Below are 14625 nucleotides of genomic sequence, written 5' to 3' on the forward strand. Positions count from 1 at the left end.
TTATATGCTTTTATCTTTATTTTTAAATCTACTTAATTATGTCGCCCGATACCATAGTACTCAATACCTAATTCTTGCATAGATGCTGGCTCATATAAATTACGGCCATCAAAAATGACCGGACGCTTAAGCTTTTGCATCACTTGCTCAAAGTCTGGGCTTCTAAAGGCTTTCCACTCAGTGACAATAATCAAGGCATCAGCACCATCCAGGGCTGCCATAGGATTCTCAGTCATCGATACCTGCTTGCAACCCTCTGGGTTGTTAATAAAGTCAACCTCCAGGGCATGCTTAGCTTCAGGCATTGCAACAGGATCGTGCGCCACTACTTGGGCGCCACGCTTTACTAGTTCTTGAATAATTACACGACTAGGTGCTTCGCGCATATCGTCGGTATTGGGTTTAAAAGCTAAGCCCCAGAGTGCAAATTTCATACCCTTAAGGTCTTTGCCAAAGCGCTTTTCAATCTTCTCAACCAAGATGTATTTTTGCAATTCATTAACCGCTTCTACGGCATCCAAGATCTTGAGATCGCGGCCATGCTCTTTAGCAGTTTTCGATAAGGCAGATACGTCTTTAGGGAAACAGGATCCACCATAGCCGGTACCTGAATATAGGAAGCCATAACCAATGCGCGAGTCTGAACCAATACCTTGACGCACTGCTTCGATATCGGCGCCCACTAAGTCTGCTAAGTTAGCCAACTCATTCATAAAGGAGATACGGGTTGCTAACATTGCATTAGCGGCGTATTTGGTGAGCTCAGCACTTTTGACATCCATGTAGTAGGTGCGCTCATGGTGGCGATTAAAGGGGGCATAGAGCTTGCGCATCTGCTCTTTAGCGCGCATCCCAGCTGGAGTCGATTCAGTGCCGATCACAATACGGTCTGGGCGCATGAAGTCTTCTACGGCAGCGCCTTCTTTGAGAAACTCTGGATTAGAAACTACAGAACAAAGCTCTGGAGATAAACCTCTTTTTTCTAATTCTTCAGTAATGGCGGTTTGCACCTTATCAGCCGTACCCACTGGCACAGTCGATTTATCAACAATGACTTTAGGGGTGGTCATATGACGACCAATATTGCGCGCGGCTGCTACAACGTATTGCAAATCAGCTGATCCATCTTCATCCGGAGGCGTGCCTACCGCGATGAACTGAATATCACCATGTGCTACTGAAGCAGCAATATCAGTAGAGAACTGCAAACGACCTGCAGCGCGATTGCGCTCAATCATTTCTTTAAGGCCTGGCTCATAAATCGGCACGCCACCAGAATTGAGGATCTCAATCTTCTTAGGATCGACGTCTACGCAAAATACGTTATTGCCTTGCTCGGCTAAACAGGCGCCAGTGACAAGACCTACGTAACCGCTACCGATGATGGTGACTTTCAATTGCTCTCCAAAGTTCTTTACATCGAGGGACCGCTTGGCGCAGCACCTTCACTACGTCTTGGGGAATAGGCTTCCCAATGATTGCATCCAGGACACTGCCAATAAAATCTTCTTGCTCTAAAGCCACAGTTACCGCATGTATAACGAGCCAAACTGGTCGTACGCTGACGCAATAGATTCAGAATTGACTGAAGCTCTAACAATCTCTCGGGATTAGCGCTGCCCTCTTCTAATGCAAGACGGGTTTCAGCTAACTTTGACAAAGCAATTAAAGTTGGGGAATGCTGCATCACTTCTGACAACATGGCATTTGCAGCTTGAGGACCACGAATTTTCATCAGGTGCTTATGCACAATGTCGAGCAACTCACCAGTTGCCTGAGTTTTAAGTAACTCGCAAAGACGATCTAAACCTTCACCCTCTTTATTAATGGCTGCATGCGCCAACATCCAGCGGTCCGCCAATAAATGCATGTACGCAGGGTGAGAATTGGCGACTATGCTCCAGGCCTCAATAGCTTGAGTGGGTCGATCCATGGCCATTAAATAATCGCCTTGCAAAATTAAAGCGCGAGCATGATTAGGTACAGCCTGTAATGCACGCTGTATTGATTGCTCAGCCTCAACCAAATCTTTACGACGCAATGCTTCTTGACCTAGCTCGCAATGGAATTGCGCAATCTCAGTATGGTGTGATTTACCCTGCAGACCTTCAAGCTCACTTGCAGCGATGATGGCTTTTTTCCAATCATGCTCAATTTGATACATCTCGAGCAAGCTCTCTTTTGCTGGCTCGGCATATTTACCTGCACCCACACGATTGAGCGATGCCTCGGCACGATCAAGCAAGCCAGCGCGCAAAAAGTCACGGCCCAATTCATAGGCAGCATGATCACGATCACGCGGCTTTAGATCGTCGCGATTGGCTAAATGTTGGTGGACCTTGATCGCACGCTCAGTTTCACCGCGGCGGCGGAATAAATTACCTAAGGAAAAATGGAGTTCAATTGTTTCCGGATCTAATTGTGCAATTTTGACCAGCGTTTCAATTGCTTGATCAGGCTGCTCATTGAGCAAAAGACTTAAGCCTTTAAATGTAGAGCGCTGCTGACGCATACGCTCACGCTCGTCCATACGGTTCTCAAGGCGCAAGTCCCAGCGTGCAGCCAACCAACCGATACCAAACATGACCGGCAGAAGCAATAACCAAGCGGTAGCTATCTGAATCATGATGTACAGAATTTAAATAAAAAAATGGCCCGAATGGACCACTGAGGTTTAGCCTGAATCTTAGGCACCAGAACCCTCTTTGGGGCCCGCCTGCTTCAAAGGCTTGTAATCTACTCGTTCACGCAACTCTTTGCCAGGCTTAAAGTGTGGAACGCGTTTTTCTGGAATCAATACTTTCTCACCAGACTTAGGATTGCGACCAGTGCGCGCGGGACGATGATGAAGCACAAAACTCCCAACGCCACGCAGCTCGATACGCTTGCCCTCAGCCAAAGCATGAGTCATTGTGTCCAGCAAAGTTTTTACCGCCAACTCCACGTCCCTAGGCAGAAGCTGCGGAAACTGTTCCGCAAGGCTCTCCACTAGTTCGGAGCGGGTAATTGCTTGTTGCTCTTGATCCGTCATGATCTATCAATAAAAAATCGCCGCCCTCCTAGTGGAAAGCGGCGATATTGATTTAGCCTTGATTATCCAATTTTGCTTTTAACAAAGCACCCAAATTGGTTGTGCCAGACTGCGCATCACCTTGGAGCTTGCTCATTGCATCTTGTTGATCAGAGCTGTCTTTTGCTTTGATTGAAAGATTGATAACGCGTGACTTACGATCAATGTTGATGATCATTGCAGTAACGCTGTCGCCTTCTTTCAATACATTACGTGCATCTTCAACGCGATCTGTTGAGATCTCGGAAGCACGTAAGTAAGCTTCAACTTCATCAGCCAAGTGAATAGTTGCACCCTTAGCATCAACTGCTTTCACAGTACCAGTAACGAGGCTACCCTTGTCGCTGACAGATGTGTAGTTGTTGAATGGGTCGCCAGACAATTGCTTGATACCGAGAGAGATACGCTCTTTCTCAACATCAATTGCCAATACAGTGGCTTCAACTTCATCACCTTTTTTGTATTTCTTAACAGCTTCTTCGCCTGGCTCATTCCATGAGAGGTCTGAGAGGTGAACTAAACCGTCGATACCGCCAGGCAAGCCAATGAACACACCAAAGTCAGTAATAGACTTGATTGCGCCAGTTAACTTATCGCCTTTTTGTTGGGCACGTGAGAACTCTTCCCATGGATTAGCTTTGCACTGCTTGATGCCTAAGCTAATACGACGCTTGTCTTCATCAATATCCAGAACCATTACTTCTACTTCGGTTCCTAATGCAGTAGCTTTGCTTGGAGCAACGTTCTTGTTAGTCCAGTCCATTTCAGAAACGTGTACCAAACCTTCGATACCAGATTCGATTTCAACGAATGCGCCGTAGTCAGTCAGGTTAGTTACCTTACCGAATAAACGGGTGTTTGGTGGGTAACGACGAGCGATACCCACCCATGGATCATCACCAAGTTGCTTCACGCCGAGTGAAACACGGTTCTTCTCTTGATCGAACTTCAAAATCTTAGCGGTAACTTCTTGACCAACAGTCAACATCTCGCTTGGGTGACGCACACGACGCCATGCCAAGTCAGTGATGTGCAAGAGGCCATCGATACCACCGAGGTCAACGAATGCGCCGTAATCAGTGATGTTCTTAACGAGGCCAGTAACCACTGCGCCTTCTTTAAGGTTAGACATCAACTTAGCACGCTCTTCACCTTGGCTAGCTTCAACAACAGCACGACGTGACAACACTACGTTGTTACGTTTACGGTCGAGCTTGATAACCTTGAACTCCATCGTCTTACCTTCGTAAGGGCTGGTGTCTTTGATTGGACGTGTATCAACGAGTGATCCAGGCAAGAATGCGCGGATACCGTTAACCATTACAGTCAAGCCGCCTTTAACCTTACCTGTAACAGTACCGGTAACGATCTCAGCTTGCTCGAGAGCTTTTTCCAAGTTCATCCATGATGCCAAGCGCTTAGCTTTATCACGGGAAAGGATTGTGTCGCCATAGCCGTTCTCTAGAGCGTCAATAGCAACAGAAACGAAATCGCCAGGAGCTACTTCAATCTCGCCAGCGTCGTTATGGAATTCTTCAACAGGAATAAACGCTTCAGACTTTAAGCCAGCGTTAACAACGACGAAGTTATGGTCGATGCGAAGAACTTCAGCCGAAATAACTTGGCCGGTCTTCATATTCGATCGGGTTAATGATTCTTCAAATAGTTCTGCAAATGATTCAGACATGTGTATTCACTTTGTGCCGCCAGAAGGCCTGACGGGTTAGGTTAAAAAAGTCTCAAAGAAACACGCTAATGAAAAGGTCGCGTTGTGGAGTTTCTTCAGACGCCAAAACTACTACTTACAGCTCACTACAACTACTTACAAAACTAGACGATTGCAGATTGATACCAATCCAAAACCGCCTTAACTGCTTGATCTATCGATAAATCTGAGGTTTCAAGCACTTTTGCACCATCCGCAACCAACAAGGGTGCGGCACCTCGACTACTGTCTCTGGCATCGCGCTCTTGCAAATCTTGCAGCAAGTCCTCAAGTTTAGCAGAAATTCCCTTAGCTATCAATTGCTTATAGCGACGCTCGGCTCTGGCGGCAGCTGTCGCAGTCAAGAAAACCTTCAAAACTGCATCTGGGAATATGACACTTGCCATATCCCTGCCGTCAGCCACTAAACCTGGAGATTGGCGAAAACTGCGTTGCAGACCCACTAAAGCTGATCTGACCTCTGGATGAACAGCTAAAGCAGAGGCTCTTAAGCCAATTGTTTCTGTGCGGATAGCGTCCGTTACATCCTCACCATTGAGGAATATTTGACTATTTTTGAATGAAATCAATAACTTAGAGACTAAAAGGCCTAATTCTGGGCCATTTTTGACATCAATTCCCTGTTTTTCGCTGGCAAGGGCAACCAAGCGATAAAGTGCGCCACTATCCAAATAATGAAATCCCAACTGCTCCGCCACAAGAGAGGCAACCGTACCTTTGCCTGAGGCGGTAGGTCCATCAATTGCAATAACAGGGGGAAGATTCATGAATAGGGTTTGAGTTAGCTCACGACTTTCGCAAACTCTGCGAAATACGTTGGGAAAGTTTTTGCTACGCAATTTGGATCGTTGATCTTGAGTGCATTTGGGCCAAACGCAGCCAACGAGAAACACATCGCCATGCGATGGTCATCGTAGGTATCAATACCTTCGCTTGGTGACTTCCAATCACTTTGTGAGGGTGGTGCCTGCACAACAATATAGTCAGCACCCTCTTCAATAATAGCGCCAACTTTTTTCAATTCTTTTGCCATTGCTGCAATACGATCTGTTTCTTTAACGCGCCAGCTAGCAATGTTGTTTAAACGCGTTGGTCCTTCTGCAAACAATCCCGCTACTGCTAATGTCATTGCAGCATCTGGAATTTCTGTGCAGTCAATCGTGATGCCATTGAGTTTGCCATTGGCATTTTTCACGCCAGCAACTTCAATCCAGTCTTCACCAGCGTTAATGTTTGCACCCATTAAAGCGAGTGCATCGGCAAAAGCCACATCACCCTGGATACTGTCCTTGCCAACGCCCAAGACCTTTACAGGCCCACCACCAATAGCGCCTAGGGCTAAGAAATAGGAGGCTGAAGATGCGTCGCCCTCAACGGATAGCTGGCCGGGGCTCTTGTAAACAGAGTCTGAAGTTTTTGCTGGAATAACAAAAGATTGCATATCAGGGCAAGCAACAATCACGCCAAAGCGCGCCATTAACTTCAGAGTGATATCAATATAAGGACGAGAAATTAACTCGCCAATCACTTCAATGCGTACCGGTTCATTCGCCACTAACGGCAAAGCCATTAGTAATGCGGTTAAGAATTGACTCGATACATCACCACGTACTTTGACGACATCTTTAATCTGAATATCTGCTGCAGATATCTGAATCGGTGGATAACCTTCTTGTAATTCGTATTCGATCTTCGCGCCTACTTGGCGCAAACCATCTACTAAATCACGAATCGGCCTCTCATGCATACGTGCAACACCTGATAAACGGTAGTTACCGCCTTGCATTGCTAAAGCAGCAGTCAGTGGACGTATCGCAGTGCCTGCATTGCCCATAAAGAGGTCTGCTTCGCGCACAGGAAACTGACCACCACAACCCTCAACCACACAAACCTTATTCTCCTTATCGATCACAGAGAGGCCGAGCTGGCGCAAGGCATTACGCATCACCTGCGTGTCATCAGCATCCAATAAATTCTTGAGAGTGGTAGTTCCGGATGAGAGAGCGGCCAACAAGAGCGCTCGATTTGAGATGCTCTTTGAGCCCGGCAACACAATCGAACCTTGCGCTCGCTTAAATGGCCCAATAGTAATGTCTGGCAAACCGCTCATTAAAGTGCGTCCAAGTCTTGACGTGCTTTGCTCGCCTTGTTGAATAATTTCTCTAAACCAGCGCCATCATTTTCTGCAACGAGTTTACGTAAATGGTTCACGATGAGTAAATACTGATCCAGCTCTTTTAGGATTGCAGTGCGATTGCCCAAGCAAATATCACGCCACATTTCTGGGCTTGAAGCTGCAATACGAGTGAAGTCTTTAAAGCCGGCGCCAACATGACTTAATTTTTGATCGGCATCTTCAGAGTTCACAACGCTAGCCATCAATGCATAAGACAGAATATGCGGGAGGTGAGATACAGCCGCATAAATCGCATCGTGCTGTACAACGCCAATCTTCTTCACTTCGGAGCCGACGGACTCCCAGAAGCCAGTAATTAAAGCTGAATCTTCAGGTGAGTTTTCTTGCAGCGGACAAATAATAGTTTGCTTACCCTGAAATAAATCAGCCTTAGCTGCTGCAGCACCATGCTGTGCGCCACCGGCAATCGGATGCGCCGGCACAAATTGGCACGCCTTTTTACCCAACACTTCTTTGGCAGCCAAAATCACATCACCTTTAGTGCTACCAGCATCGGTAATCATCGTGCGTGGCTCAAGATGTGGCTCAAGCACCTCAAAGGCAGCACGCATTTGCGCTACCGGTACACAAAGCACAATCACATCAGATTGCTTGGCGGCCTCAACCAAGTCCACCACACCATCAATCGCACCCATCTTTTGCGCTTGATCTAAGTTTTCTTTGCTGCGACCAACACCAAGCACTTTAGTAACAACACCCGCTTTTTTTAAAGCCAAACCTAATGAAGCGCCAATTAAACCAACACCAACAATGGTGACAGTGCCGTAATTGCTAGCTGGATTAATGATGGTCATGAGTATTTTTTATTCTTAAGCCAAGATTGCTTTTAAGGCATCGATGAAGGCAGCATTCTCTTCAGGCAAGCCAATCGAGATTCTCAACCACTGCGGCAATCCATAGTTACCCACTGGACGAACAATGATGCCGCGTTTGAGTAAGGCTAAATTGATGCGCGCACCCGCTTGATCATCATCACCCACCTTCACCAGGACAAAATTCCCAGCGGATGGCAAATACTTCAGACCCAATCCATCAAATGCCGAAGTCAGTTGAGCATAGCCAGCACGGTTTAACTCAAAACCTTGTTGCAAGAATTCTTTATCTTGAAAAGCGGCAATCGCTGCAGCTTGAGCCAGGCTATTCACGTTAAATGGTTGACGAATACGATTAAGCAGATCAGTCAAATGCGGTTGAGCAACCCCATAACCAATCCGTAAGCCGGCCAAGCCATAGGCTTTTGAAAAACTGCGCGACAAAATCATATTTGGGAAACGCTTTACCCAAGCAATCGCATCGTAGCGCTGCTCTGGACTGAGATACTCGTTATAGGCCTCATCAAGCACCACCACCACATTGGATGACACTGCCGCTAAAAAGTCTTCAATCTCCTTGGCAGGCAAATAGCTGCCTGTAGGATTATTTGGATTGGCTACAAAAACAAGTTTTGCTTTATCGCCAGATGACTTAATAGCAGCCAACATTGCCGGCAAGTCATGTCCATAAATAGCAGTAGCTGCAACTTCAACAGCCTTTGCGCCAACAGCTTGAGTGGCAAGAGGGTAAACAGCAAAAGCATGTTTAGAAAAAATAACCTCATCACCAGCTTGAGCCACTGCACGCGCAGCTAATTCCAAAATGTCGTTACTGCCATTTCCTAACGTAATCCAATCTGTTGGAACACCAAGGCGTGCGGCAAGAACATTCTTAAGCTCAAAGCCATTGGAATCCGGATAGCGCCCTAAATCACTAGCTGCTTTAAGCATGGCATCTTGTGCTGATTTAGGCATACCCAATGGATTTTCATTGGAGGCTAATTTCACAATCTTGCTTTCATCCAGACCATATTCACGTGCAACTTCACTAATTGGCCGCCCGCCAACGTAAGGGGCAATCGCATGAATATGTTTTAAGCCAATCTTAGATGTCATTCGAGTTTTGCTAATTTTTAATTGCTAATTGTTTTATCTATTGTTGAGGTGAATCACGCAGAGTGTGGATAAGAACCGAGATTCTTATAGAAAGCAGCAACACCTTTCAACTCTTCGAGCGCCTTCACTACCTTGTCATCATCAGCATGACCAGCAATATCAATGTAGAAGTGATATTCCCAAGTGCCTTTGCGTGCAGGGCGTGATTCAAAGCGATTCATCGAAACACCATGCTTGGCCAAAGGCGCTAATAGACGATGTACTGCGCCAGGCTGGTTATCTACAGAAAGAACCAAGGAAGTTTGATCTTTGCCGGTTGATTGACATGCATAGTTACCCACCACAACGAAACGGGTACGGTTATGAGGATCATCCTGAATTTGCGCAGCCACAGCTTGAAGACCATAAGCTTCTTGCGCAGGATCACCTGCAATGGCAGCTAACGTTGGATCTGCAGCTGCCATGCGCGCTGCCTCGGCATTGCTACTTACCGCCTGACGCTTAAGTTGTGGGGCATGAACACTTAACCACTGTTGGCATTGGGCCAAAGCCTGAGCATGCGCACACACTGTTGTTACGCCATCTAAATTGCCACTCTTCGTTAAAAGATGATGGCGAATTGGCAAAACAACTTCCCCGCTAATGCGCATTGATGAATCAAGCAACAAATCTAATGTGCGAGAAATCGCACCTTCGCTAGAGTTTTCTACAGGGACAACACCAAATTGCGCCGCGCCCTTCTCTACTGACTTAAATACTTCATCCAAACTTGCGCATGGCAAACCAGCAATGGAGTGACCGAAATACGTTTGTGCAGCCTGTTCAGAAAATGTTCCGACTGGACCAAGGTAAGCAATTGTTTGGCGGGCTTCTAAAGCCCTACAAGCTGACATCACCTCACGCCAAATAGCAGCGATGCCATCTGGAAGTAAAGGACCCTTATTGATTTCTTGTAAACGCGCTACCACTTGGCGCTCACGCTCAGGACGGAAGACTGGTGAAGCGAATCCACCTTTGACATGACCAACTTCTTGCGCAGCTTTTGCACGCTGAGTCAGTAAATCTAATATCTGCGCATCGAGTGCGTCAATTTTTTCGCGCAAGGGAGCTAAACGCTGCTCTTCAGTACTCATTAAGCCCGCCTTTCAAAATCACGCATAAATTCAACCAAGGCTTTTACACCTTCAATAGGCATAGCGTTATAAATGCTTGCACGCATGCCGCCCGCAGCTTTATGACCACGCAAGGCAACTAAACCAGCTGCATTTGATTGGGCTAAAAACTCTGCGTTTAGATTCTCATCTTTTAAGAAGAAAGTCACGTTCATGCGTGAGCGATATTCTTTTGTGACGCGATTTTCATACAGACTGCTTTGATCTAAAAAGTTATAGAGCAATTCCGCTTTTTCTTGATTGCGTTTTTCAATTGCCTTCACGCCGCCTTGCTTGAGCAACCACTTAAAGCCTAAGCCAGCCATGTAGATGGAGAATGTAGGCGGGGTGTTAATCATGGACTGTGTATTGGTTTGCACTGCCCAATCCCAAATCGTTGGGGTGATGCCCATGCTGTGACCAATTAAATCTTTGCGCACAATCACAATCGTGACACCAGAGGGGCCAATATTCTTTTGTGCTCCACCAAACCAAACGGCGCACTTATTCACATCCATCTCTTTAGACAGAATGTTGCTAGAGATATCGGCAACCAGTGGGATATCGCCGACATCCGGCACATCTGGAAACTCTACGCCGCCAATAGTTTCATTCGCGCAGTAATGCACATAAGCTGCATCACTTGATAGTTGCCAAGTAGATCTGGCAGGAATCGTATTAAATTTTTCTGCAGCAGAGGACGCAGCTAAATTTGCTGTGCCATATTTTTGCGCTTCTTTATAGGATTTTTCTGACCAAACACCGGTTACCAAGAAATCTGCTTTAGGGCCATTCTTAGCCAATGGCATGAGGTTCATGGGAATCGCTGCATTTTGACCAAGACCACCGCCCTGCAAGAGCAAGATCTCATAAGAGTCAGGGATATTCATGAGCGTACGAAGGTCTTGAATGACTTCTTCATACACCTCCATGAACTCTTTGCTGCGATGGCTAATTTCCATCACGCTCGTTCCGAGTCCACGCCAGTTCAGCATTTCATCGGCAGCCTGCTTCAACACCTCTTCAGGCAAAGTAGCAGGCCCCGCAGCGAAATTAAAAATGCGGCGGTCAAAAGTCATGATGTGGTCGAGCCTAAAGGTGACGCTTAAGCGTCACCTGCCGTGTCGTCAGTAGAGTCGGTTGCTGGATCCGCAGTGGCATCGCCTTCTTCTGCATCATCAGCGTCATCATCAGTGTCGCTTTCAGCAATGCGTTGCAAGCCAGACAAACGAGTACCTTCATCCACGTTAATCAAAGTCACGCCTTGTGTAGCGCGACCCATCTCACGGATTTCGGAAACACGTGTACGCACCAAGACACCGCCAGTAGTGATCAACATGATTTGATCTTCTGGAGAAACCAGTGCGGCTGCTACAACTTTGCCGTTACGCTCCGAAGTCTGAATGGCAATCATGCCTTTAGTGCCACGACCATGACGGGTGTATTCAGCGATTGGTGTACGTTTGCCGTAACCATTCTCTGTAGCCGTCAACACGCTGCTTGGAATCGCAATGCCGTTTGCATCAACTACGGCCGCTTCAACACCTTCTGCAGCCTCCGCTGGAGCAACTAACATCGCAATCACTTGATGTCCTTCACCAAGGTTCATACCACGCACACCGCGTGCAGTACGACCCATTGGACGAACATCATTCTCATCAAAGCGCACTGCTTTACCAGCGTCAGAGAACAACATCACGTCGTGTTGACCATCTGTAATGGCAGCGCCAACTAAGAAGTCGTTCTCATTCAAGTCGACAGCAATAATGCCGGCCTTACGTGGGTTGGAGAAGTCAGACAAGCGCGTCTTCTTCACAGTACCCAGGCTAGTAGCCATAAATACATACTGATCGTCTTGGTAGCCCTTAATTGGCAGAATCACCGTAATCTTCTCGCCTTCAATCAGCGGGAACATATTGACGATAGGCTTGCCGCGGGAAGTGCGACTTCCTTGCGGAACTTCCCAGACCTTGAGCCAATACATGCGGCCACGATCGGAGAAGCACAAGATCGTATCGTGCGTATTCGCCACGAAGAGTGTTTCGATCCAATCTTCGTTCTTTGTAGCTGCAGCTTGCTTACCGCGTCCACCACGTTTTTGCGCACGGTATTCACTCAGCGGCTGACTCTTCATATAACCAGTATTTGAAAGTGTCACTACCAAATCTTGCGGTGTAATCAAATCTTCAGTGAAGAGTTCGGTTGCATTCATTTCAATAAATGAACGACGACCAGTATCGCCACCAGCAATACCAAACTCAGATTGAACTTCTTTTAATTCAGTTTCAATCACTTGAGTTACACGCTCTGGCTTCGCTAACAAATCGAGCAAGTCAGAAATCTCTGCCATCACTTCTTTGTATTCGTTAACAATCTTATCTTGCTCAAGACCAGTCAAACGTTGCAAACGCATCTGCAAAATTTCTTGCGCTTGGCTATCTGATAAACGATATAAGCCCGTAGTTTGCATACCGTACTCAGGCAACAATCCTTCTGGGCGATAAGCGTTGCGGCCGCCTGGCGTATCAGTCTCAGCACGTGCCAACATCTCACGCACCATCGATGAATCCCATGCTTTGCCCATCAACTCTTGCTTAGCAATCACTGGGTTCGCAGCAGCTTTGATGATCGCGATGAACTCATCGATGTTTGCTAATGCAACTGCCAAACCTTCTAAGACGTGACCGCGATCGCGCGCTTTGCGTAATTCAAAAATCGTACGACGTGTAACTACTTCACGACGATGCTGCAAGAAGTACTCAAGCATTTGCTTCAAGTTCAACAAGCGTGGTTGGTTATCTACCAATGCCACCATGTTCATACCGAAGTTATCTTGCAGTTGAGTGCTCTTATACAAATTATTGAGAACGACCTCAGGCACTTCGCCGCGCTTCAACTCAATCACAACACGCATACCTGATTTATCTGATTCATCACGCAAATCAGAAATGCCTTCAACTTTTTTCTCGTTCACTAACTCGGCAATGCGCTCGAGCAAGTTCTTTTTATTAACTTGGTATGGCAATTCGTCAACGATGATGGCTTGACGCGCGCCCTTATCCAAATCTTCGAAGTGAGTCTTTGCACGCATAACCACACGGCCACGGCCAGTGCGATAGCCCTCGCGCACCCCTTGAACGCCATAAATGATGCCGGCAGTAGGGAAATCGGGGGCTGGAATGATCTCAATGAGCTCATCAATCGTGCATTCTGGGTTGTGAAGCACGTGCAGACAGGCTGTAACCACCTCATCCAGGTTATGGGGAGGGATATTGGTCGCCATACCCACTGCAATGCCAGAACTGCCATTTATGAGCAAATTAGGTACTTTGGCAGGCAGAATCAGGGGTTCTTTCTCGCTACCGTCGTAATTTGGCCCAAAATCGACCGTTTCCTTGTCCAAATCGGCCAAAAGCTCATGGGCGATCTTGCGGAGGCGAATCTCGGTATACCGCATCGCAGCAGCGTTATCGCCGTCTACGGAGCCAAAGTTACCCTGCCCGTCAACCAGCATATAGCGCAGAGAGAAGTCCTGGGCCATTCGAACGATCGTGTCATACACCGCAGAATCACCGTGCGGATGGTATTTACCGATTACATCGCCAACTATACGGGCAGATTTTTTGTAAGCTCGGTTCCAATCGTTGTTTAATTCATACATCGCGAATAAGACCCGGCGGTGAACCGGTTTGAGGCCATCACGCACGTCTGGCAGGGCTCTGCCGACGATGACACTCATTGCGTAGTCCAAATAGGACCGCCGCATTTCGTCTTCGAGGGATATTGGTAGTGTTTCTTTAGCGGCTTGTTCCATCTGGAAATAATATCATTTTGATGACAGGTAGGCCCTATGCTAAGATTCTGTCAGTTTGTACGAAATTGAGATGTGTCGCTTTGCAGTTTTTGCATCAAGGTAGGGCGAATTACATTTAAGTTTGACTTTAATTAAAAAAGAGATTTTTGAGGACTAAAAATGAACAAAACCCTAAAAGTGTTGCTGGCTTCTGTTATCACTGTTTCTGCTTCTGCAGCAATTGCATCTGATAACTGGGAAAACAGCTCTGGCTTGAATTGGAAAAACGGCGATGGCACATTGTGCTGGCGCGATAACAACTGGACACCTGCTACTGCAGCTAAAGGTTGTGACGGTGCATTGGCTCCTAAAGCCGCTTCTGGCGTTAGCCAAAGCAAAATCACTTTGCAAGCTGACACACTTTATGACTTCAACAAGTCTGACTTGAAGCCAGAAGGTAAAGCTACTTTGGACAAGATCGCTAAAGATTTGAGCAAGATCAAGTTAGAAGTAATTATTGCTGTTGGTAACACTGATAGCGTTGGTACAGATGCATACAACATGGCCCTCGGTCAGCGTCGTGCGCAATCCGTTAAGACATACTTGGTAAGCAAGGGTGTTGACGGTAGCCGTATCTACACAGAATCTAAAGGCAAGAGCAATCCAGTTGCATCAAATGCAACTGCTGAAGGCCGCGCTAAGAACCGCCGTACTGACATCGAAGTTGTTGGTACAGCAGCTAAGTAATTCACTTTACTTG

The 14625-nt window shown here is 46.8% G+C and carries 11 protein-coding genes and 1 pseudogene; 1 reads left to right on the top strand and 11 read right to left on the bottom strand.

Annotated elements, in window-relative coordinates:
* Positions 1-32 precede the first annotated feature (32 nt).
* From ICN10_RS02190 to gyrA, 11 genes and pseudogenes are all read right to left on the bottom strand, one after another.
* A complete protein-coding gene (locus ICN10_RS02190; protein ID WP_216212064.1) occupies positions 33-1397 on the bottom strand; it encodes a UDP-glucose/GDP-mannose dehydrogenase family protein in 1365 nt (454 codons plus the stop codon).
* Between the two features lie 17 nt (positions 1398-1414).
* Entirely contained in the window at positions 1415-2626 is a 1212-nt protein-coding gene (lapB, locus tag ICN10_RS02195) for a lipopolysaccharide assembly protein LapB (RefSeq protein ID WP_216212067.1), read from the bottom strand.
* Positions 2627-2692: 66 nt separating this feature from the next.
* Positions 2693-3031 (bottom strand): annotated as a pseudogene (locus tag ICN10_RS02200) (integration host factor subunit beta); the annotation flags it as partial.
* A 52-nt stretch (positions 3032-3083) separates the two neighbouring features.
* Entirely contained in the window at positions 3084-4757 is a 1674-nt protein-coding gene (gene rpsA / locus ICN10_RS02205) for a 30S ribosomal protein S1 (RefSeq protein ID WP_068324328.1), read from the bottom strand.
* A 143-nt stretch (positions 4758-4900) separates the two neighbouring features.
* A complete protein-coding gene (gene cmk / locus ICN10_RS02210; protein WP_216212069.1) occupies positions 4901-5563 on the bottom strand; it encodes a (d)CMP kinase in 663 nt (220 codons plus the stop codon).
* A gap of 14 nt (positions 5564-5577) precedes the next feature.
* Entirely contained in the window at positions 5578-6897 is a 1320-nt protein-coding gene (gene aroA / locus ICN10_RS02215) for a 3-phosphoshikimate 1-carboxyvinyltransferase (RefSeq protein ID WP_216215111.1), read from the bottom strand.
* Positions 6898-6905: 8 nt separating this feature from the next.
* Positions 6906-7787: a prephenate dehydrogenase/arogenate dehydrogenase family protein gene (locus ICN10_RS02220; RefSeq protein WP_216212071.1), complete on the bottom strand. Its 882-nt coding sequence runs from the start codon at positions 7785-7787 to the stop codon at positions 6906-6908.
* A gap of 15 nt (positions 7788-7802) precedes the next feature.
* Entirely contained in the window at positions 7803-8921 is a 1119-nt protein-coding gene (hisC, locus tag ICN10_RS02225) for a histidinol-phosphate transaminase (protein ID WP_216212074.1), read from the bottom strand.
* Between the two features lie 53 nt (positions 8922-8974).
* Entirely contained in the window at positions 8975-10054 is a 1080-nt protein-coding gene (pheA, locus tag ICN10_RS02230; RefSeq protein WP_216212077.1) for a prephenate dehydratase, read from the bottom strand.
* Positions 10054-11151 (bottom strand): 3-phosphoserine/phosphohydroxythreonine transaminase, encoded by a 1098-nt coding sequence (serC, locus tag ICN10_RS02235; RefSeq protein ID WP_216212080.1) that lies wholly within the window; start codon positions 11149-11151, stop codon positions 10054-10056. Before serC ends, pheA begins: the two co-directional genes overlap by 1 nt.
* Positions 11152-11177: 26 nt before the next feature.
* Complete coding sequence (gyrA, locus tag ICN10_RS02240; RefSeq protein WP_216212083.1) at positions 11178-13886, bottom strand: DNA gyrase subunit A; 2709 nt, start codon at positions 13884-13886, stop codon at positions 11178-11180.
* A gap of 159 nt (positions 13887-14045) precedes the next feature.
* Between gyrA and ompA the strand changes: the two genes are divergently transcribed.
* On the top strand, positions 14046-14612 hold the full coding sequence (gene ompA, locus ICN10_RS02245) for an outer membrane protein OmpA (RefSeq protein WP_216212084.1): 567 nt from the start codon (positions 14046-14048) through the stop codon (positions 14610-14612).
* Positions 14613-14625: the final 13 nt, after the last annotated feature.

The organism is Polynucleobacter sp. 86C-FISCH (assembly GCF_018882415.1).
Taxonomy (GTDB): Bacteria; Pseudomonadota; Gammaproteobacteria; order Burkholderiales; family Burkholderiaceae; genus Polynucleobacter.